Annotated in this window: 17 protein-coding genes; 14 read left to right on the forward strand and 3 right to left on the reverse strand. The window is 39.0% G+C overall.

Annotation, left to right across the window (positions count from 1 at the left end):
- Positions 1-44: 44 nt before the first annotated feature.
- The 4 genes from HRT55_RS01080 (at position 45) to HRT55_RS01095 (ending at position 6,579) form a co-directional block, all read left to right on the forward strand.
- On the forward strand, positions 45-1,550 hold the full coding sequence (locus HRT55_RS01080; RefSeq protein WP_291618792.1) for an amidohydrolase: 1,506 nt from the start codon (positions 45-47) through the stop codon (positions 1,548-1,550).
- A 10-nt stretch (positions 1,551-1,560) separates the two neighbouring features.
- Entirely contained in the window at positions 1,561-2,859 is a 1,299-nt protein-coding gene (locus HRT55_RS01085; protein WP_291618193.1) for an amidohydrolase family protein, read from the forward strand.
- 379 nt (positions 2,860-3,238) lie between these two features.
- Positions 3,239-5,446, forward strand: coding sequence for a patatin-like phospholipase family protein (locus tag HRT55_RS01090; RefSeq protein WP_291618195.1), 2,208 nt, complete (start codon positions 3,239-3,241; stop codon positions 5,444-5,446).
- A 191-nt stretch (positions 5,447-5,637) separates the two neighbouring features.
- Entirely contained in the window at positions 5,638-6,579 is a 942-nt protein-coding gene (locus HRT55_RS01095; protein WP_291618197.1) for a D-hexose-6-phosphate mutarotase, read from the forward strand.
- 46 nt (positions 6,580-6,625) lie between these two features.
- On the opposite strand, the gene mutH is transcribed toward HRT55_RS01095, so the two are convergent.
- Positions 6,626-7,294, reverse strand: coding sequence for a DNA mismatch repair endonuclease MutH (gene mutH, locus HRT55_RS01100; RefSeq protein ID WP_291618199.1), 669 nt, complete (start codon positions 7,292-7,294; stop codon positions 6,626-6,628).
- A gap of 139 nt (positions 7,295-7,433) precedes the next feature.
- On the opposite strand from mutH, the gene rppH reads away from it, so the two are divergent.
- The 5 genes from rppH to HRT55_RS01125 all read left to right on the forward strand — a co-directional run bounded on the left by rppH (position 7,434) and on the right by HRT55_RS01125 (position 13,533).
- Positions 7,434-7,949, forward strand: a complete 516-nt coding sequence (rppH, locus tag HRT55_RS01105; RefSeq protein WP_291618795.1) for an RNA pyrophosphohydrolase — start codon at positions 7,434-7,436, stop codon at positions 7,947-7,949.
- Positions 7,950-8,377: 428 nt separating this feature from the next.
- A complete protein-coding gene (gene ptsP, locus HRT55_RS01110; protein WP_291618201.1) occupies positions 8,378-10,744 on the forward strand; it encodes a phosphoenolpyruvate--protein phosphotransferase in 2,367 nt (788 codons plus the stop codon).
- Positions 10,745-10,846: 102 nt separating this feature from the next.
- The gene (locus tag HRT55_RS01115; RefSeq protein ID WP_291618202.1) at positions 10,847-11,641 is read left to right on the forward strand and encodes a sulfite exporter TauE/SafE family protein; all 795 of its coding nucleotides are present in this window, start codon (positions 10,847-10,849) and stop codon (positions 11,639-11,641) included.
- A gap of 168 nt (positions 11,642-11,809) precedes the next feature.
- Positions 11,810-12,682 carry a prolipoprotein diacylglyceryl transferase gene (gene lgt / locus HRT55_RS01120; RefSeq protein WP_291618203.1) on the forward strand — a complete coding sequence of 291 codons (873 nt, stop codon included), beginning with the start codon at positions 11,810-11,812 and terminating at the stop codon, positions 12,680-12,682.
- Positions 12,682-13,533 (forward strand): thymidylate synthase, encoded by an 852-nt coding sequence (locus tag HRT55_RS01125; protein WP_291618204.1) that lies wholly within the window; start codon positions 12,682-12,684, stop codon positions 13,531-13,533. Before lgt ends, HRT55_RS01125 begins: the two co-directional genes overlap by 1 nt.
- A 223-nt stretch (positions 13,534-13,756) precedes the next feature.
- Here HRT55_RS01125 and HRT55_RS01130 read toward each other — a convergent pair whose 3' ends face one another.
- Entirely contained in the window at positions 13,757-14,416 is a 660-nt protein-coding gene (locus tag HRT55_RS01130; protein WP_291618206.1) for a hypothetical protein, read from the reverse strand.
- Between the two features lie 295 nt (positions 14,417-14,711).
- Between HRT55_RS01130 and HRT55_RS01135 the strand changes: the two genes are divergently transcribed.
- From HRT55_RS01135 to HRT55_RS01150, 4 genes are read left to right on the forward strand one after another with little or no spacing between them, the layout of a single operon-like run.
- Positions 14,712-15,755, forward strand: a complete 1,044-nt coding sequence (locus HRT55_RS01135) for an ATP-binding protein (RefSeq protein WP_291618208.1) — start codon at positions 14,712-14,714, stop codon at positions 15,753-15,755.
- Complete coding sequence (locus HRT55_RS01140) at positions 15,742-16,422, forward strand: response regulator transcription factor (protein WP_291618209.1); 681 nt, start codon at positions 15,742-15,744, stop codon at positions 16,420-16,422. The genes HRT55_RS01135 and HRT55_RS01140 overlap by 14 nt, the downstream gene beginning before the upstream one ends.
- 37 nt (positions 16,423-16,459) lie before the next feature.
- Positions 16,460-17,113: a TrkA family potassium uptake protein gene (locus HRT55_RS01145; RefSeq protein WP_291618211.1), complete on the forward strand. Its 654-nt coding sequence runs from the start codon at positions 16,460-16,462 to the stop codon at positions 17,111-17,113.
- Between the two features lie 5 nt (positions 17,114-17,118).
- Positions 17,119-18,483, forward strand: a complete 1,365-nt coding sequence (locus tag HRT55_RS01150) for a TrkH family potassium uptake protein (protein WP_291618213.1) — start codon at positions 17,119-17,121, stop codon at positions 18,481-18,483.
- 305 nt (positions 18,484-18,788) lie between these two features.
- Here the strand turns inward: HRT55_RS01150 and HRT55_RS01155 are convergent, their stop codons facing one another.
- Positions 18,789-19,709 carry a LysR family transcriptional regulator gene (locus HRT55_RS01155; RefSeq protein WP_291618215.1) on the reverse strand — a complete coding sequence of 307 codons (921 nt, stop codon included), beginning with the start codon at positions 19,707-19,709 and terminating at the stop codon, positions 18,789-18,791.
- A 167-nt stretch (positions 19,710-19,876) separates the two neighbouring features.
- Here HRT55_RS01155 and HRT55_RS01160 point away from each other — a divergent pair, with 167 nt between their 5' ends.
- Complete coding sequence (locus HRT55_RS01160) at positions 19,877-21,913, forward strand: alkyl sulfatase dimerization domain-containing protein (protein WP_291618217.1); 2,037 nt, start codon at positions 19,877-19,879, stop codon at positions 21,911-21,913.
- The last annotated feature ends 38 nt before the right edge of the window (positions 21,914-21,951 follow it).

Here is a 21,951-nt window from a genome sequence, read left to right on the forward strand (position 1 = left end):
CCGGAATTAAGATGTCTAAAAAAACATTACCGCGAAATTTAGTTATGAGTAAACTTACTCATAAGTTTATTAATAAGAAAAGTGCGTTTACCTTGTTTGCTACCAGTATGTTGTCACTTGGCTTAACGGCTTGTTTACCTAATGAAAAACAAGATACTAAAATTGTCATCAACAAAAACCCTTACCCAAGTACCTATCAAGCACTACCAGCACAAAGTACTTTATTGACCAATGCCACGATATTAACCGGTACCGGTGAGCGCTTAGATGACGCTGACATATTGTTAGTAAATGGCAAAGTTATGCAAGTAGGTAATAACTTATCTGCAGAGCAGGCGAAGGTTATTGATATGGCAGGTAAATGGATTACCCCTGGTATTATCGATGTTCATTCACATTTAGGTGTTTATCCTAATCCACAAGTAGAATCACATTCTGATGGTAACGAGATGACTTCTCCAAATACCTCAGAAGTTTGGGCTGAGCACAGTGTTTGGCCACAAGATCCAGCCTTTGAAGCTGCCCGCGCGGGTGGTGTAACTACCCTACAGATTTTACCTGGCTCAGCTAACTTATTTGGTGGCCGCGGCGTAACTTTACGCAATGTACCTAGTCATACCATGCAAGGCATGAAGTTTGCCGATGCACCATACGGTTTGAAAATGGCCTGTGGTGAAAACCCTAAACGTGTTTATGGTAGTCGCAAGGTTTTACCTTCAACTCGCATGGGCAATGTTGCCGGTTATCGAACCGCTTGGCTTGCCGCCACTGAATATAAACGTGAGTGGGATAAATACGACAGCGATTACAGTGCCGGTAAAAATCCACAAGCACCAACACGAGATCTAGAGCTTGATACTTTGATGGGCGTGTTAGACGGCGAAATATTAATTCATAACCATTGTTACAAAGCTGAAGAAATGGCAGTGATGATCGATCTTTCCAATGAATTTAATTATCACTCAGGTACTTTCCATCATGCAATTGAAGCTTATAAAATTGCTGATTTATTAGCTGCTAATGGTAATTGTGCCGCTATGTGGCCAGATTGGTGGGGCTTTAAAATGGAAGCTTTTGACATGGTTGAAGAAAATGCAGCCATTGTTGATGCGGTGAAAAATTCTTGTGCTGTGGTTCATTCTGACTCAAGCACAACTATCCAACGTTTAAATCAAGAAGCGGCGAAAGTAATGTATCGCGCCAATGAAAATGGTTTCGCTTTAAAAGAAGAAGATGCGATTAAGTGGATTACCGCAAATGCGGCTAAATCATTAGGTATTAATGATGAAGTAGGCAGCCTAGTTGCCGGTAAAAATGCGGATGTTGTCGTTTGGAACATGAACCCATTTAGTGTTTATGCCCAAGCAGAGCAAGTATTTATTGATGGCGCTAAGGTTTATGATCGATTTGATGATAAATACCAAGCGAAAAGTGATTTTTTACTTGGCCAAAACTTAAGTAATCATGTAAAAAACCAAGCTACTGAAGCCGTTACTGCACCTGTAAGCAAGCCAGTTAACAAACCATCTACCACATCATCTACCAAGTAAAGGAACGACAATGAAAAATACTTATTTACTAACGTCATTGCGCTGTGCCTTATTTGGTGCATTTGCTGTGACTACCAGCCAAGTACAAGCTGAATCTATTGCCATCACCAATGCCACTGTTTATACCGTTGCGGAACAAGGCATTTTATCGCAAGCAACCGTTGTTATTGATGACGGAAAAATCATCGCGGTTTATAGTAAAGATGAAGTGCCAGAGTCACTTAGCACAGATACCTTGATTGATGCTAAAGGGCGTATTTTAACGCCGGGTTTTATTGCCTCTCAAAATTTACTAGGCCTAGTTGAAGTGGGCGCAGTTTCTGCAACACGTGATGGCTCGGATAAAAAAGCTGATTTAACTTTTGATGCTAGTTTAGCCTTTAACCCTAAATCGAGCTTAATTGCTTATGCACGTAAGGGCGGCGTTACCAGTAACTTGGTTATGCCACATGGCGGCGATAAGGTCTTCACTGGCCAAAGCTTTGTCGTTAATCTATCCGGTGAATTTGACAGTGTTATTGCCCAGAAAAACGCGGTAATGGTGTCATTGGGTAGTAGTCGTAAAGGCTCTCGAGCGTTAAAGCTACAGACATTAGCTAATGACCTTGAAGATGCTCAAAAATCCTTAGCTAAAGCAGAAAAAGCTGCAGCTAAGAATAAAAAGGCTAAAGGCAAAGATAAGAAAGAAGCGAAAGAGCCTTCTCGCTCGCAAAAAGTTATGTACGCTTTATTAGCTGGTGAAAAACCATTATTGGCTTATGCAGATAGAGCCACTGATATTTTAGCTTTGTTAAAATTAAAGCAGCAATACAACCTAGATTTGGTGTTAGTAGGCGCGAGTGATGCGGTATTAGTTAGCGATGAAATTGCTAAAGCTAATGTGACTGTGATGATGAGTGCTATTGATAACTTACCGAGCAGTTTTGATTCATTACATAACTCATTGGCTAATGTCGCTAAACTGACAAAAGCTGGCGTGAAGGTAATCATCAGTAATAGCGGTGAGAGTCATAACATTAATCAATTACGTTTTGATGCGGGTGTGGCTATTGCCAATGGTCTAGCTGAAACTACCGCTTTAGCTGCAATTACCGCTAATGTTGCCGATACTTTTAAGTTAAATAGCGGCCGTATTGTTGTTGGTAAAAATGCTGATTTAGTTTTATGGAGCAGTGACCCGTTTGAAATAAGTACTAAGGTTGATGCTATGTGGATTAACGGTAATGCTATGTCGTTAAGATCTCGTCAAGATGCATTACGTGAGCGTTATACTGCCGATACTGACATGCCACGCGCTTATACTAAATAGTTTGCACTAGTTCGGTGAAGCACTGAGCTAACAGCTAAGTTGAAGCGCTAATGCAAAGCACTAAGCTAAAGCCCTCAGGGATTGATCGAGTCATTAACTTTAGTTTTTCTGCGTAGTACTATCTGCACAGCTCTTTGAATTTTAATAAAAACCCGTATTTTAAGGAAACTTAACATACGGGTTTTTTATTTTTATCCTTGCTGCTTTTAAAGTAAGTTGTCTTGCTCAGTATTATCTTAAGCGCAATCGATATCGGCTCTGTAGGCGTTTGGTAATTGTCTGGTAAGTGTAAGTAAGAGAATAAGCTTGTATTTTAATTACCCTTCTTTATCATTGTGATACATCTTTACCTTAACTCACTAATTTTTAAGCAACTATTATGCGCTTTGTTTTACTTTCTCTTTTACTCTTTAAGCTAACTACTTTAGCTTCTTCTGCCCACGCCCGAGACAAAATTGGTTTGGTGTTAAGTGGCGGTGGCGCTAAAGGATCAGCGCATATTGGCGTACTTAAAGTATTAGAGCAGCATAATATTCCAGTAGACTATGTCGTTGGTACCAGTATAGGTGCGTATGTTGGCGGCATGTACGCCTTAGGTTATGAAGTTGATGACATTGAACGCATTATGCTTGGGCTGCATTGGGATAATGGTTTTTCTGACTTTATTCCCAGAGAGGCACTGCCATATGCCAATAAGCAACACAGAGACAGGTACAATTTATCCATCAGGTTAGGTTACAGCGATGGCGAATTTAAAGTGCCGCATGGTTTGTTACTCGGCCAAAGTGCTTACCAAATATTACAACGTTCAACTGATACCGTTAGCTCTTTTGCGAGCTTTGATGACTTAGCTATTCCCTATAGAGCGGTAGCTTCAAATATCGCCACAGCAAAAATGGTAGTGCTCGATTCGGGCAGTATTAATCAGGCAATGAAGGCTTCCGCGTCAGTGCCTGGTATTGTCGCGGCAGTGGAAATTGATGGCGTTATGTTAGTGGATGGCGGTATCACCAATAATATGCCCATTGATGTGGTGAAAAAAATGGGCGCTGATATTGTTATTGCCGTTGATATAGGTTCGCCATTAGCGGATCAAAGTCAATTAACCAGTACCGTTTCTGTACTCAATCAGCTATCTACCATACTGACTAATAATACCAGTTTGGCGCAAAAATCATTACTTAGTGATAACGATATATTATTGCGACCAGCCATTGATGACTTAAGTACCACCGATTGGTCTGTTATGCCCGAAGCATTAGTATTAGGTGAGCAAGTAGTGTTGGACAATTTAGATGTTTTGACAAAACTAGCTATTAATGATGTTGATTACCAAGCCTATAAACAAAAAAAGCGCGCTAAAGCTAAACAATGGTTTACCGAGCTAGCTAACAACATTATTGAAATTCAATTTCAAAATAATTCAAAAGTAGAAAACGACATTATTGCGCTACATTTTGCTGTTGAGTTAAATAAAGACCTTAGTAAAGATGAATTAGATTCAGCTATTAATAGGGTATACGCCTTAGATAAATTCGAACAAGTGACGGTTGAATTTAACGATACGGAACAAGGCCGAGTTTTAATTTTACATACCAGAGCTAAATCTTGGGGACCTAACTATTTTGATTTTGGCTTTAATTTAAAAACAGACTTTTCTAATCGCTCCATTACCTCCATCAATATGTCTTATTTAATGACTGACATTAATGATAAAGGCGGTCGCTGGTTAAATGAAGTCAGGATAGGTTGGGAAACCTTGCTAGCCAGTGAATTTTATCAACCCTTGACTAAATCGCACGATTTCTACAGTAGGGCTAGAGTTGCTTATGCACAAGATAAGTGGGAAAAAACCAGTGCTCGTGAGGAGTTGAGCAAAGACCATTATTTAGCCACCATAGCCTTAGGATATAACTATTCATTTGACGGTATTATTGAAGTTGGTTTTATGGCTGAAACGGGAGATCTTTCTAAGGATGCTCCGGCGAGTGATGAGTTTGATTATGAGAGTTATGGCAGTTTTATTAAGTTTGGTTATGATACTTTAAACAGTATTAATTTTCCTACCCAAGGTAATAAGTTAGTCATTGAGATGCAGTGGTTAAATGATAAATACTCGCCACATCTCAATGCCAGTGAAGACGATAAAGCACTTACCTTTACCTTAGATTGGCGCGGTGCTATTGGTCTTGGTGGTCATACTTTTGTTGGTATTACCTCTTTTGCTAGCATAGATAATGACACCGACTTTAGTGTGCATGTTACCGAGCTAGGTGGATTTTTAAACCTGTCGGGTTACCAAGAGGATGCACTCATAGGTGTACATAAAGCCTTTGCAGCGGTTGTTTATCAATATGATTTAGGCCGTGATGTACCCGGTGGCTCAGGCTTACCTATTTATCTAGGTACCAGTATTGAGGCTGGTAATGTCTGGGGAGTAAATGAAACCGTTAAATACAGTGATTTAATTCATTCAGGCAGTATTTATTTAGGTACCGATACCAGTTTTGGTCCGGCAGTATTCGGCGTAGGTTTTGCTACCGGTGGTGAATATTCATTGTTTCTATCCATAGGTAAAAACTGGTAATACAAATCTGCTAGTACAAATAAAGTTAGGCAAAGCCTGCTAGGTAAACTTTTATGCTATCAAACAGTCTTTGCTTCTTATAGAATTTGGCTACTATAAGATTTTCCTGCGTAAGAAAGTTTATTCTTTTTGAGTTTAAAGCGGGAACATCGAGCTTTTTAATTCATAACCTAAGCAGATTAGTTTACCCCATGACAAAAATACCACTAGATAATGATTTTGCTCAAGTTACTCCTATTAGCCTAAGTCAGGATAATGTTGCTAACGATGGGAACACAGAGCTTCTTGACGGCGACGCTCTTGAAGGTTTGAGTATTAGCCATCCACACTGTCAGGCTCTGGTAAGTTTGTATGGCGGGCAAGTATTAAGCTTTAAACCCACAGGTCATAAAGATGTTTTATGGTTAAGTAAAAAAGCTTATTATCAAACGGGTAAAGCCATTCGCGGTGGTATTCCGCTGTGTTGGCCTTGGTTTGGCGCTAATGATAAACAAACTAGCGCTCAATCAAAGCAACTAAAATCAGTTAATCATGGTTTTGCTCGGCAACTGCCATGGCAAGTTGACAGCATTGCCGCCGATGAAAGTGGCGTTACTCTAGTTTTAATTTTAGCGGGAGAGAATCAACATCCACTTTGGCCTAATGCCTATAAATTAAAACAAACACTGTTCTTTGGTAAAAGCTTTAAACAGACATTAGCCATGAGCAATATCTCGTCACAAGATGCCCAATACTCTGCAGCCTTGCATAGCTACTTTACCGTTAGTAATCCAAGCAACGTCATTATAAATGCGTTAACTGGACTTAATTACCATGACAAATTAACCGCGAGAGCAAGTATTCAGCAACAAAGCGTCAGTTGTATCGGTGAAATTGACCGTGAATATCATAGCTCTGAAAAAGTGACAATTGTTGATAGTAAATGGCAACGTAAAATTGACATCGTTAGCAGTAATTGCCAGCAATGGGTGTTATGGAATCCAGGTGTTGAGTTAGCGAATACTATGGCGGATATTCACCCTGATGGTGAGCAAGAATACGTATGTTTAGAAGCGGCAAATACTCGTTGGCAAGAATTAAGAGCAGGAGAGACTGTAACAATTTCCCAAGAAATAACAGTTACTAAGCTCTAATTAAACGTTCATTCCTTTCCTGTTCAGCTTTAACTTCTTTGATAACTTAGTTAATTCTTAAATAGCGGTGTAATAAGGCTTGAGTAAAATTTATCTTCAGGTAAAAACCCCGTGGTAAAGTCATAAAAGGTTTACCGTTACGATCAAAGGCTTGGGTTTTTACTTTGCTATTAGCTGCTTTGGGTCTTAACTGCATCACTTGCCCGTGTTTGCCATGAATATTCTCTACTTCACCCAGTACTATCATATCAGTAAGCTCTTGCCAGTCTTGCGCTAATAGCGCTTCTTCTTCAGCATTGGGTGACCATATAAAAGGCATCCCCACTAAACGCTCACTTAGCGGCACATCTTTAGGGGTGATTACTGGCACCCAGAGTACTCGCGCGAGTTTTTTACGCACATAACAATTATGCCAAGTGACTCCAACCAGGCCTGTTAACGGCGCAACACTGACAAAGGTTGTTTCCAAGGGTTTAGCTTGTTCATTAATGGGTAATGACTTTAATTCGATGCCTAAGTGAGGGAAATCAGGCTCAGGCCGAGAGCCAGCACTAGCACCGAGAACATGCTCAAATAATAAACCTATCCACCCCTTGTTGCGGGTTAAATCCTTAGGAACGGCAATACCTGCTTGCTCGGCTATTTCACCTAAGGTTAAGCCGGCTAAATTTTGTGCACTTGCCATCAGTGCTTGTTCAGAGGAAGGTATGTTCATAAAGGAAACAGATTAACCATGAAATAAACTTGATGGCTATTATTAATTAATTGCTAAAAAAATCAAAGTAATCATTTGCTCCACTGCCGTTAATATGGTTGAATTGATGCAAGAATTTTATATATTGTCAGGAGTTCCTGTGATCGATGCCGAAGGCTATCGCGCCAACGTCGGCATAGTAATAATTAACGACAGGGGACAAGTATTTTGGGCAAGAAGGTTTGGGCAACATTCATGGCAATATCCACAAGGTGGTGTTGATGAAGGTGAGTCGGCTGAAGAAACCATGTTTCGAGAGTTACATGAAGAAGTTGGCTTAAAACCCGAAGACGTGAAAATTGTTGCTTCAACTAAGCACTGGCTAAAATATAGATTACCAAAGCGCTACATTAGGCATGACTCTAAACCCGTTTGTATTGGTCAAAAGCAAAAATGGTTTTTATTAAAACTAACGGCCGCTGAATCTTCAGTCGATTTACTACATAGCCCACATCCTGAGTTTGATGATTGGCGCTGGGTAAGTTACTGGTATCCAGTTAGGCAGGTAGTGTCTTTTAAACGTGATGTTTATCGCAAGGTCATGAAAGAGTTTGCCAGTTTTGCTTTACCGCTAACCTATGAACGACGACCAGAGCGGCGTAAACGTCGTGCTTAGTGTCTATAAAAAAAGCTTAATTATTACTATGATTTATACCAATACCATTAAATATATTACTAACTCAGAGCTACGCTAGGGAAGTTAGAACAAATAAAATTTGTGCTGGTTTAGTCATTCTAAATCAAACAAATTTGTGCTGTTATCATTTTCCTACCGAGCTCCCAAAGGGCGAGTTCAAAAGGTTTATATGCAGCGTTATTGATTTTGACAATGGAATAACCATTCTCTGCAATCAATGCCTTGCCTAGTAAACCTTTTAACCCTCGCTGAGTGGCAAATATATTAATGGACTTGGTATTCGATTCGCGTTAAGAATCCTAATAGCCCACTTTATTGTGGGCTATTTTTTTCTACATTTTCATTTGCACTCTGATATGTGTAATAAATGGTGTGCATCATTTTGTAATCAATCTTTGAGGAATTAAATGTTAACTACCTTACGTCGAATAGTATTGGAATTTAGCCAAGAAGCTGAACTACAAAATGCGCTTGAACGTATGGTATATCGCGTAAAAAAAGCGATGAAAACAGATTGTTGCTCAATTTATTTAGCTGATTATCATCAGCAACATTTTTTATTAATGGCTTCTGATGGCTTAGCTAAAACGTCACAGGGACAAACTTGCATTGGTTTTTCTGAGGGCTTAGTTGGCCTTGTTGGTCAACGAGAAGAGCCACTTAATATTGCTGATGCCCAGCTGCATCAAGACTTTATTCACGCGCCAGAAGTTGAAGAAGACGACTTTAATGCCTTTTTGGGTACGCCTATTATTCATCAACGTAAAGTGTTGGGTATTTTAGCTATTCAGCAAAAAGAGTCGCGTCATTTTACCGAAAATGATGAAGCCTTTTTAGTGACACTGTCGGCGCAATTAGCCAGTGCTTTGGCTAATGCCGAAATTAAAAGTTTACTCAGTCAGCAAGAAGAACAGAATCAAGGTGTTAAACAATTACATGGTATTGCTGGCGCGCCAGGAATAGCCTTAGGTGAAATTATTGTCTGCCAACCGCAAGCGGATCTTGCTGCGGTTTCATTAAAAAAATCCCCTGATAGCCAAAAGCAGTTATTACGCTTTGAACAAGCGGTTGAAAAAACCCGTACAGAATTTAATGTCTTAAGCAGTAAGTTGAGTGAAGTTATTGATGATGACAGCTTGGCTATTTTTGATGTCTACAAACAATTACTCGACCACGCTAATTTAGGCCAAGAAGTTGCAGCAAAAATATCACTAGGCTGGCGAGCAGACAGTGCCTTAAAGTTAGTAATTGAACATTATATTAGTCAATTTGAAGCCATTGAAGATAGCTATTTTCGTGAGCGAGCCAGTGATATTCGTGACTTAGGCACACGTTTATTAGTGAATATTCAGCAACAAGCGAAAGAAGAATTACTTTTACCCGAGCAATTTATTTTGCTGGCGCATGATGTCAGCGCCTCCATGGTGGCGCAATATCAGCATCAGGGGCTGTTAGGTGTTATTTCTTTATCTGGCTCTAATAATTCACACGCGGCCATTTTAGCGCGATCATTAGGTTTGCCAGCTATCATGGGCGTTAATGCCATAGTGCTCAGTCAATTGCATCAGCAACAGGCAATACTTGATGGTTTTAGTGGTGAGCTATTTATCAACCCTGATGAAAGCTTAATACAAGAGTATCAATATTTACTAAGCCAAGAAAAAGCCCTGACTGATAAAGTTATGGCAGTGGCACACCTGCCTTGTATTACCCAAGATGGTAGAGCCATTGAAGTGTTACTTAATGCCGGTTTATCGGCCGGATTTGAACATAATGCACAACTAGGCGCGCTAGGTATTGGTTTGTATCGCACCGAAATACCCTTTATGAACCGACACTGTTTTCCATCAGAGCAAGAGCAAACTCAGTTATACCGCAAGGTATTAGAGGTATTTCCTAAGCATGGTGTCACCATGCGAACACTTGATGTTGGTGGCGATAAGTCACTACCTTATTTTCCCATTAATGAAGAAAACCCTTTCCTTGGCTGGCGTGGCATTCGCATTACCCTAGATCATCCGGAAATATTCCTGGTGCAAGTGCGTGCTATGTTACGGGCTAATCAAGGCTTAAATAATTTAGAAATCATGTTGCCGATGATTTCAGGTGTTGAAGAAGTTGATGAAGCCATTCGGTTAATCAATCAGGCCTTCTTTGAGTTAAAATCTGAGCTGAAAACAGAGTTGACCACAGAAATAACCACTGAACTAATGTCAGCAAGCAATGCTGATGGTCACTTAAGTCTCCAGCAAGCACAAATAAAAGCCAAAGCGGTTTCTGCGCAATTAGTACGACCTAAAATAGGTATTATGTTGGAGGTGCCTTCGGTTATATTCCAAATGGAAGCCCTAGCTAAACGTGTTGATTTTTTCTCTGTCGGTAGTAACGACTTAACTCAGTATTTATTAGCGGTCGATCGAAATAATAGTCAAGTGGCTAATTTATATGATGCCTTTCACCCTGCGGTGTTAAGTGCTTTAAACAGTCTAGCTCAGCAATCGGCGCAGTATTTAACTCCCATCAGCTTATGTGGTGAGTTGGCGGCACAGCCAGCGGGGGCGATTTTATTATTGGCCATGGGCTATGACAAAGTTAGTATGAATGGACACAACGTACCACGAATTAAATGGGTTATTCGTCATATTTCTTTTGCACAAGCGCAAACAATTTTAGCTAAAGTTTTAACCTTAACAACGGCCAAACAAGTACATAGTTATCTAAATGAGCAGCTTGAAGCTTTAGGGTTAGGCGGCTTTATTCGCGCAGGTGGTTAGTTTACCAACAGTAAATAATGAGTATCAAGCTAGTGGTCTGTTCGCTATTCCCTAGTCTTTTCAGTGTAATAATATTTAGGGGCGGGTTTTCCGCTAAGTAGAATGATTTTAACAGTATTAATTTCTTGTGTTGCTTTAGGTAGTGTCGTTGGTTTTTTAGCGGGCTTGTTAGGCATAGGTGGTGGTCTTATTATTGTGCCAGCACTGGTATATTTACTGCCCATGGTTGGCGTTAGTAGCGAAATAGTGATGCCAATGGCACTAGCCACTTCTTTAGGGGCGATTGTTATCACCTCGGCCAGTGCTGCATTTGCGCATCATAGTAAGAAAAATATACCTTGGTCATTAGCAAAACCCTTAATGCTCTTAGTCGCTGTCGGGGCATTATTAGGTGCTTTTATTGCTGACTCTCTTTCGAGTGAGGCGTTAACTGGCTTTTTCTCTATTGTCGTGGTTTTATTGGCTGTTTACATGTTGCTTTCGATTAATGCCTCAAAAAAGAGGTCATTGCCAGCCACTTACGTGTTGCAAGCCATTAGTTTTATAACGGGGATTATTGCTAGTTTAATGGGCATAGCTGGCGGCGCTATTTTAGTGCCTATGTTGAGTTTTTTCGGCGTATCTGTACGGCATAGTATAGGCTTAGCAACGGCTTGCGGAGTAATGGTGGCACTATTTGGCTCCCTTGGTTATATTATTACCGGTTTTAGTGTGCCAAATCTTCCGACGTGGAGCTTAGGTTATATTTATTTGCCGGCATTATTAGGTATTGTGATGAGCTCGGCGATATTTGCACCAATAGGGGTTAAATATGCCAGTAAATTACCGGTGAAAACCTTGAAGAAATTCTTTGCCGTTTTTCTTATTTGCGTCGCTATTAAAATGATGCTTGGTTAACTTGTTTGAGTTGACATTGTTTTACTAGAGTCATTTTCAGTGAAGTACTTTAATAAATAACCTTTTAGTCATAACAGGGTATAATCTCGGCCAATGAATAAATAGTTTTAACTTTCGAATATTTAACCTCTACCTTTTAACTTTCTACTTTGAGAAAACGGACAAGCAATGACAGATAAGTTTTTACAATTTCCGGTAATAGACCCGATCATATTTAGCATTGGCCCAGTATCATTACGCTGGTATGGCACCATGTACTTAATTGGCTTCCTTGCAGCTATGTTTATGGCAAACAAAGCCGCCGATAGAAGTAACGGCTTATGGACACGCGAGCAAGTCAGTGACTTATTATTTTATGGTTTCTTAGGGGTCATTCTAGGTGGTCGAGTTGGCTATGTATTGTTTTATCAGTTCGAATACTTCCTGTCCGATCCATTATATTTACTGGAAATATGGCAAGGCGGCATGTCTTTTCACGGCGGTTTACTCGGGGTGACTTTAGCGGTATTAATTTTTGCCCGTAAGACCAATAAATCCTTTTTAACGGTTGGCGATTTCATTGTGCCATTAGTGCCTATTGGCTTAGGCATGGGGCGATTAGGTAATTTTATTAATGCCGAACTTTGGGGACGTCAAACTGATGTGCCATGGGCTATGGTTTTCCCAACCGATGCATTACAAGTTCCACGCCATCCCTCACAGCTTTATGAATTCTTTTTAGAAGGCGTAGTACTGTTTATTATTTTGTATGTTGTTACCCGTAAGCCGCGTAGTTTAGGTTTAGCTTCGGGCACCTTCTTAATTGGCTATGGCATATTTAGAAGTATTGTCGAATTCTTCCGTGAGCCTGATGCGCATCTAGGCTTATATTTCTCCTTTATATCAAAAGGGCAAATTTTGAGTATTCCGATGATACTTATTGGACTGTTTATTATCTATTGGGGTTACAACCAGCAGCAAAAGTCGGCCATTAATGCGAGTAAAAAAATGACTAAAACTAGTCAGGAATCGGTCAGTAAATCAGCGAAAGGAAATAGCTAATGCGCGCATATTTAGATCTATGTCAAAGAATTATAGAGCAGGGTACTTGGGTTGAAAATGAGCGCACGGGTAAGCGCTGTTTAACCGTTATAAATGCCGATTTGGAATATAACGTTGGTGATAACCAGTTCCCATTAATTACCACCCGTAAAAGCTTTTTTAAGTCGGCTATTGCGGAATTTATTGGTTATATTCGTGGCTATGATAATGCCAGTGATTTTCGAAAACTTGGCACTAAAACTTGGGATGCCAATGCCAATTTAAATGAAGCTTGGCTTAATAACTCACACCGTAAAGGTGAAGATGATATGGGCCGAGTTTATGGTATTCAAGCGCGTGCCTGGGCAAAGCCAGATGGCGGCAGTATCGATCAACTGAAAAAAATTGTTGATAACCTAAAAAATGGTATCGATGATCGTGCTGAAATCATGACTTTTTACAACCCCGGTGAATTTGACTTAGGTTGTTTAAGACCTTGTATGCATACCCATAACTTCTCTTTACTTGGTGATACCTTGCACCTTACCAGCTTTCAGCGTTCGTGTGATGTACCGCTAGGCCTTAACTTTAACCAAGTACAAGTGTTTACCTTTTTAGCGTTAATGGCGCAAATTACTGGTAAAAAAGCCGGCATGGCCTATCACAAAATTGTTAACGCTCATATTTATGAAGACCAGTTATCGTTAATGCAAGATGTGCAGTTAAAACGTGAACCGATGGCGTTGCCAAAACTTATTATCAACCCTGATATCAAATCGTTAGAAGATTTAGAGACTTGGGTAACTATGGATGATTTTAAGGTAGAAGGGTATGAATGCCACGAGGCGATTAAGTATCCATTTGCAGTTTAGCTGTTAAAAAATATTCATTGAGCTGTGAGTCGAAACTCAAGAAATAGCTTAAGACAGAACTGAATAAAGAATTAAGTACAGAACTAAGTACAGAGTAAAACGACAAAGGCCAGCTGATAACAGCTGGCCTTTTTTATTGTGTACTTTTAGTGAGGGCATTTAGTTCGTACGTATAGTAATGCGCTTAACTTTTATGTTTAGTAAATAGGTCTAGCCAATACGTTTAACTAATTCGTTGAAATAGTGCGTATATATAAGGCCTTTCTTGCTTGAATGGATTGACGAAAATATATTCCTTGCTGTCGATAAGCTCAAATTTATCACCGAGTCTTGTTTGCATTTCATCCACTGAGTATTGATGCACAGCTAATCCCGCGCAATGTGTAGCTCCCGTGTTGGAGAATTCAGCCAAAAGCACATAGCTGCCACATTTAACGGTGCTTTTCAGGTTGTCAAAGTAGTTGTTGATTTGCTCTTCAGTCAATAGAAAATGCAAAACCGCACGGTCAATCCAGACATCAACAGCAAAGTTCTCATCAATACTCTTATTAACATTGTTATTAAAAGGCAGTCCTAAATCATGCTGTAAATATTGGCATTGAGTAGTGTTAAGTCTTTGGGATAGTGTTTCAAGTGCTTTGGCGCTAATATCATTTACTATCAAATTAGCATCAGTTTTTATCAGTTCATCCACTAGCTTGGAAGTGCCGGCACCCGCTAAGAATAATGTTGAATTTGCAGATATAGCGGTATGCTCTAGAAAACTCAGCGTTTGTGAACAATCATCTTCAGACCAGCCTAGCTCCGCATCTTCTTTAGCTGAAAAAATATCATCCCAGTGCGCTTGCTTATCTTCATTAGCCTTCTTATTGGTATTAATCATTGCTATCACTCATTAGAACCACTTACTTTCAGGACGTCTTTGGCTTAGGTTAACTGTCATCCTAAAGCAAAAGCGCATAATTGTCCGTAGGGGGGTGTTTAAGTGTCAGATTATTTATCGATCTTTTTCTAGTGAATGCCTAGTTAAGCTTTCCAAATAAATTGTACCCTCCGACTATATCGCATGATAGAAAGAGAAATTAACACTGAATTAAACGTAAATTTAACGTAAATTTAGCGATGAAAGCGTGAAAACTTTATTAGAATAGAAATTTAATTCACTAGAGGAGTAAAACATGGCGTTTATGAGTCGTGTTACGGAAAATAAAAAGTATGTTTATTTTTTTTCTATCGCAACAGTGGCATTATTTTCAGTGTTAGCCTATCTGCTGTCACTTATTATCCTTCCTAAAAGTGGCGTGTTACTTTTATTACAATTAGCGGTTGTCGTTGTTTCTCTCTTTTCGAACAAAACCATCACAACCTTGGCTGGTGTTTGTTGTGCGCTGATATTTAACTACTTTTTTACTAAGCCTCTTTATTCCTTTCACATGATAAATGCTGAAGACATTATTAATAGTATTGTCTTTATCATTGTCGCTATATTGATGAGCGAGCTTTCAATACGGTATAGAGATAAAAGTGAAGCACTAAAACAAGCTGAAATTCGTTCAAATATTTTACTTTCGGTTTCTCATGATTTGAGAACACCTCTAGCAGGAATCATTGGTTCTTTAAGTACCTTTAAAGAATATAAAGCACAAATCAAAGAGCAAGATCAGCAGCAGTTAATTAATAGTGCCTTGGATGAGAGCCATAGGCTTCATGATTATGTTGAGAACCTATTGCAATTAACAAGATTAAAAAGCAAACAATGTAATGGGCTTTTTGTCTATCAGTCAATCTGGCCGGTAATTAAAAAAATTGAGGCTCGCTTTTCGGATAAACGGTTAATTATCCTGAAAATTAACAGTCTAAAACAGTTGAATATACAAGAGTCATTAATTGAGCAAGCAATTTACAATATTGTCGATAACGCACTTAAATATTCTCCTAAGGAAAAGCAAGTGATCGTTGAAGTTGAGAGTGATGAGCAATGGCTTTATGTGCGTATTAAAGATAGTGGCTTAGGTGTCTCTAAAAAAAATCGTCTCCAAATATTCGACCTTTTTTATTCCAGTCGTATTGGCGACTCAGGAAAAGGCGGGGGAGGGATTGGTTTAACCGTTGTTAAAGGCATTGTTGATGCCCACAAAGGTAAGGTCGCTGTAATAGATTGTCAGCAAGGTTGTACCATTGAACTTGCATTACCATGGGAATATAGCAATGAACAAGCCTAGAATTTTACTTATTGATGATGAAGAGAAAATTCATCAATTTATTTCTATATCTTTAACAGCTGAAGGGTTTGAATATTTAGGTTGCAGAGATGCGAGTTCCGGCCTGGAATGTTTTCAGAATGATAAACCCAACCTCATTATATTGGACTTAGGTTTACCGGATATTGATGGTAGCGCGGTGTTAGCAATGATAAGAAAAATAGGCAATATACCTATTTTAGTGTTAACAGCTAGAGAGCAATCAGCAGAAAAAGTAAAACTGCTCAATGCGGGGGCAAATGATTACTTAAGTAAACCTTTTGAAATAAAAGAGTTAATTGCCAGAATAAAAGTTTTATTAAGAGACATTCAATATGAGCCTATCCCGGCAGAATTGCACTTTGAAAACTTAATCATTAGAACCTTTGAACCAATGGTTTTTATTAAAAACACTTCAATACACTTAACAAAAAAAGAGCATCAATTATTGCTGTTGCTGGCAATTAATCCCGGGGTATTAATTTCTCAAAAGAAAATACTGGTTGCTATTTGGGGAGAATTCCACAGTGGCGATAGTCACTATTTACGGGTTTTAATTACGCATTTAAGAAAAAAGCTTAAAGATGATGCCGAAGATCCTATCTACATTAAAACAGAGCCAGGCATAGGTTACCGTTTTATTTGTTAATGTTAAATTTTTTATTATCCCATTTTGGAGACTAGTTATGGCCCATTTCACAGTAATAGGCTTAGGCGTATTTGGTTTATCTGCTTGCTTAGAGCTAATTCACCTAGGACACACTGTTACCGGTATTGATAGTAACCCCAAGGTTGCCGATAAATATGTAGATAAACTCACTCAAATAATTATTTGTGATTGTACCGATGAAAAAGTGCTTAGGGAAATAGGCCTTACCAATAGCGATACTGTGTTAGTAGCAATTGGTAAAGATATGCAATCAAGCATACTTTGCACACTGTGTTTAAAAAATATAGGTGTTAAAGAAATATGGGTAAAGGCAAGCTCAATCCCTCATCATACTATTATTTCTAAACTCGGCGTTTCTCGTATTATCCACCCTGAAGAAGAAATGGGTATACGTGTAGCTCAAGCGCTAAATTATCCTATGGTTAATGATTATATTTCATTAGGAAATGATCTTTATATTGTTGAAATAGATATTAAAGAAAACTTGCATGATTTTTATTTGGGCAAACTTTTAGCTGCAGAAAAAGACAAGATTAATCCGTTACTGGTAAAACGAGAAGGGCAGGTCATTAGCCAAGTCGATATGGAATTTCAGCTTAAAGTTAAAGATAAACTCATTTTATGTGGTAAACGTTCAACACTAGAAAATATAGCCCCGCGGTTAATTTAATCGATATGATGAAATGGCACCCCTCAAAAACCTTGATTGTAAGAAATAACAAGGTACATCAAAAAGTTAATGCTGCTCCGCCACTTATTCTGGCCGGAAGCTTTATATGCTTAATTTTTATTGGCACGCTGCTTTTAATGTTGCCAATTTCGACAAACTTGCCAATCACTTGGGAACAAAGTCTGTTTACCGCTACATCAGCAGTTACTGTTACCGGTTTAGTTATTATTGATACGGGCACCTCGTTTACTCTATTTGGACAAACTATTATTGCCATACTTATACAGTGTGGAGGTATAGGGCTGATGACCTTTGCTGTTGTTACCCTTATTGCGCTTGGCGGGAAAATAGGTTTTTTACAGCAGGTTGTAGCCAAAGAAGCTTTTAATCAAACCGATGCCTCAACAATACTGAGCGTTGCTAAATCAGTTCTGTTGTTTTCACTGATAATAGAAATGATAGGTTTTGTGATTTTATCCATCTATTGGAGTAATGAACTTGGCTGGGCTGATAGTCTTTTTCATGGTTTTTTTTATACCGTTAGCGCATTTAACAATGCAGGCTTTGCTTTATCACCGCAAAGCCTGTCCAAATACGTTAGTGATCCCGTGGTGAATTTTACCATTAGTGCGCTACTTATTTCAGGAGGCTTGGGTTTCACAGTCTGGAGAGAAGCTATAAAGTCAAAATCGTGGGATAAACTAAGCCCTTATAGTAAGACCATGATATTAGCTACCATTGTCATTAATTTAGTTGCCTTTATCGTTATTTATTGTATCGAATATAATAACCCTAACACGCTACAACCTCTTTCAGAATCAGGTAAGTTATTAGCCTCTTGGTTTCAAGCGGTAACTACAAGAACGGCGGGCTTTAATACTTTACCAATAGAGCAGCTAGAGGATGCTAGCACTGCGCTAATGTTACTACTCATGTTTATTGGCGGAGGCTCTTTAAGTACCGCTAGTGGCATTAAAGTGGTAACTTTCATTGTACTGATTTTAGCAACGTATAGTTATTTAAGAAGAGATAAAACCATAACTATATATAAGCGAGAAGTATCCCGAGAAACGGTTACCAAGGCACTTGCCTTAACTATGATCTCTATTGCCGCAACCTGTATTGCTATATTTTTTCTGTTATTAACTGAGGATGCGCCATTTATTGATATTGTCTTTGAAGCTATTTCTGCACTGGGTACCGTTGGCCTTTCTCGAGGTTTAACGTCTTCTTTATCCGGGCCTGGTGAATTTATTATTATCACGCTTATGTTTATTGGCAGGTTAGGCCCGTTAACATTAGCTTACTTTTTAGCAAGTCCTAGAATTAAGCGCTTAAGATATCCCGAAACACAGATAACAATAGGTTAGCTTTATCCATATATTCCACTTGTCCAAGTTGAAATATATGGATACAGCTACAAGAATACTGACAAGAACAGGGCGAGGATAATAGTTAATCGTGTTGTCGGTGCATTGGGCTAAGACTTAACTAAGTCGTGCTAGCCGAACGTTCATGACTTTGCTAGTGATAATTTATCTTGTCAGAAAAAAACACATTGAGGTTAACTGCTCTGACTGTTTGAATTTTAATATGGTTGATGTTGAGTTAAATCCAGGTAGAGCATGCTAAAAGGGGAAGGGTAACGCCAAATTTCTACTTTAAACCTCAAGTTTTAAACCTTAAACGTATCCACTATCGCCTGTTCCACTATGCCTTTTAACCATCGATGTGCCATGTTTTGGTCTGCTTTTTTGGGCCAAACTAAGTAAAAATCTACCGCTTTGGTCGCAAAAGGTGGCTCAAGTACTTGCAGGTTAAATTTATCAACATATTGTTGAATTAACTTACGCGGAGCAATAGCTAAAACATCGCTTTGTTCAACCACCATCATCATGCTGGTTAATGATTCATATTCACTATGCATCTTTCGCGGCTGTGCTAAGCGCTCAATACTCAAGGTATCTACCATAGATAAATTACTGCGGCGCATTTTTAGAAAAGCGTGTTTCTCATTAAAATACTGCTCAAGGGTAATGTTGCTATTTACCCTTGGATGACCACGTCTAGCGATACAGCACACTTCATCTGTTAAGATCTTTTGATAGTTCAAGGACTGACTACTTGGCGGATAAATGTCGATTGCCAAATCAACTTGACCAAGCATAAATTCATCAAGTAATGTTTCTTCGTTGTTAGGCGGTTCTCGAAATATAATTTGCGGTTGAGTATCTTGAGTTAATGTCGATATTGCTGGTTGTAGCGTAAGGTTGAAAAGGTCATTGGCGTAAACGTAAAATTTTCGCTGACTTGTTTGTGCTGAAAATTCATCAAAGCCTGACACTAGTTGTTCTACAGCAGTAAGATGCGGCGTTAATTGTTGATAGAGTTGTTGGCTAAAGGCGGTTAGCTTTATTCCTCTACCCGCTCTTACAAATAGCTCTTCGGCAATATTACCCTTAAGACGATTAACCGCATTACTGACTGATGATTGAGTAAGGTCAAGCTCTTCAGCGGCCTTAGTGAATGACTCTGTTCGACAAACAGCCATAAAAATACGTAATAAGTTTAAATCAAAATGTTTACTGTGCGCCATAGCCATACTCCATTCATTTGACTCTATTCATTCACATTGTAAATAGTACAAGCCTATTATCCGCTATTTGTTGATAGATACAAGTTGATTAAACTGATTACAGATTCAAACGAGGTGTTGTAACCCTCATCACAACTTATTCTATTTTAACGATAAAGGTTAACATTATGAAAAAAACAGCATTAGCATTAATTATCGCAGCCTTCTCAATTTCGGCGTTTTCAGCCGATCATAACCATGCACATTTAAGTAAGATTGGAGATAACGGTGGTAAAAATGCCACTAATGCAACTATCGAATACAATAATGAATTTGCTAAAACCCTGAACTTTAAAGATGTACGTGCCTTTGAAAATAATAATCGTGGTTTAATTGCTGAATTTGACCAAGCAACAGGTGACATTATTCGCAATAGCTTTAATTTTATTAATGCCGATGTAGCGAATGCAGACAATGCCCCTGATTCAGTCAACCCTTCATTATGGCGTCAAGCGGTGTTAAACCAAGCCGCAACTGGTTTGTACGAAGTGGTACCGGGAAAAGTTTACCAAGTACGTGGTGCGGACTTAGCGTCAATCTCATTTATCCGTAGTGATAATGGTTGGATTGTTTATGATGTGCTACTTACCAAAGAGGCGGCAGCACAATCGCTGAAGTTCTTCCAAGAAAATGTACCAGAAGCAGGTAAGTTACCCATTGTCGCAATGATTTATTCTCATTCTCATGCAGATCACTTTGGCGGCTCTCGCGCTATTAAAGATGCTTTCCCGAATGTGAAAGTATACGGCTCAAAAAATATCACTAAAGAGATTGTTGATGAAAATGTTTTAGCGGGTAACGCTATGTCACGTCGTGCAGCATATCAATATGGCGCAACGTTAAATCGCCATGAACACGGTATTGTTGATGCTGCGCTTTCAAAAGGTTTATCGAAAGGTGAAATTACCTATGTTCAACCTGATTATGAATTAAATCATAAGGAAGAGATTGAAACATTGGTTCTTGATGGTTTAGAAATGAAGTTTATGGATGCATCTGGTACCGAAGCTGAGTCTGAAATGGTTACCTATATTCCAAGTCTTAATGCACTGTGGGCAGGTGAGCTAACCTATCAAGGTATGCATAATGTTTATACCTTACGTGGCGCTAAAGTACGTGACTCTTTAAAATGGTCTAAAAAAATTAACGAAATGTTAGTGACTTGGGGGGCGAAAACAGAGGTATTGTTTGCCTCGCATTCAGCACCTATTTGGGGAACTGAAGAAATAGGCGCTTACTTAAAAATGCAACGTGATGCTTATGGTTTCACCCATAACCAAACACTACGTTTAGCCAACAATGGTTATGTTATGCAAGATTTGGGTGACAAAATCTACGAAGTAATGCCGACAAGTATTCAGCAAAGCTGGCATACCAATGGTTATCACGGCTCATATTCACATAACTCTCGTGCAGTTTACAATATGTACCTAGGTTACTTTGATATGAATCCAGCTAATTTAAACCCGCTACCAATAAAAGCAGAGTCAGCAAAATTTGTTGAATATATGGGCGGTAGCAAGTTGGTACTAGAAAAAGCACACGCTGATTATGCTAAAGGTGAATACCGTTTTGTCGCAACAGCGTTAAACAAAGTTATTCAAGTTGAGCCAAATAATGCTGCAGCACGTAAATTATTAGCAGACTCTTATGAGCAACTTGGTTATCAAGCTGAAAGTGCTGGCTGGAGAAATACTTACCTTACCGGTGCGCAAGAGTTACGTGTTGGTACTTTACCGGGTAATCCAAAAACAGCCTCAGCAGATGTATTAGCTGAAATGACCATTGAAAATTTATTGGATTTTATGGCAGTACGAGTCGATTCGGTAAAAGCACAACACACACCGTTTACCTTAAATGTTGTGTTACCTGATACGAAAGAAGTGTTTTTTGTTGAAATGTCTAACGGTAACTTAAGTAACATCAAGGTAGATAAAACGTTAGTAGCGGATGCAACCTTGTATATTAACCGTAGCGATGTCACTAAAACCATCTTAAAACAAACGACATTAAAAGCGCTTTTTTCCAGTAAAAAAGCAGGCCTAGAAGGTCAGCAAGACGTGTTAAACAAATTACTCAGTGCCTTGGTTGAATTTGATGAAATCTTTGAAATTGTACCGCGCCCTGAAAAAGGACAAGAAGTAGATGCTCAGCTATACCACTAGAGCTATACCTTTAGGGAAGAGCTAGTACAGTAAAAGCA

Source organism: Colwellia sp. (assembly GCF_013214175.1).
Lineage (GTDB): Bacteria > Pseudomonadota > Gammaproteobacteria > Enterobacterales > Alteromonadaceae > Colwellia.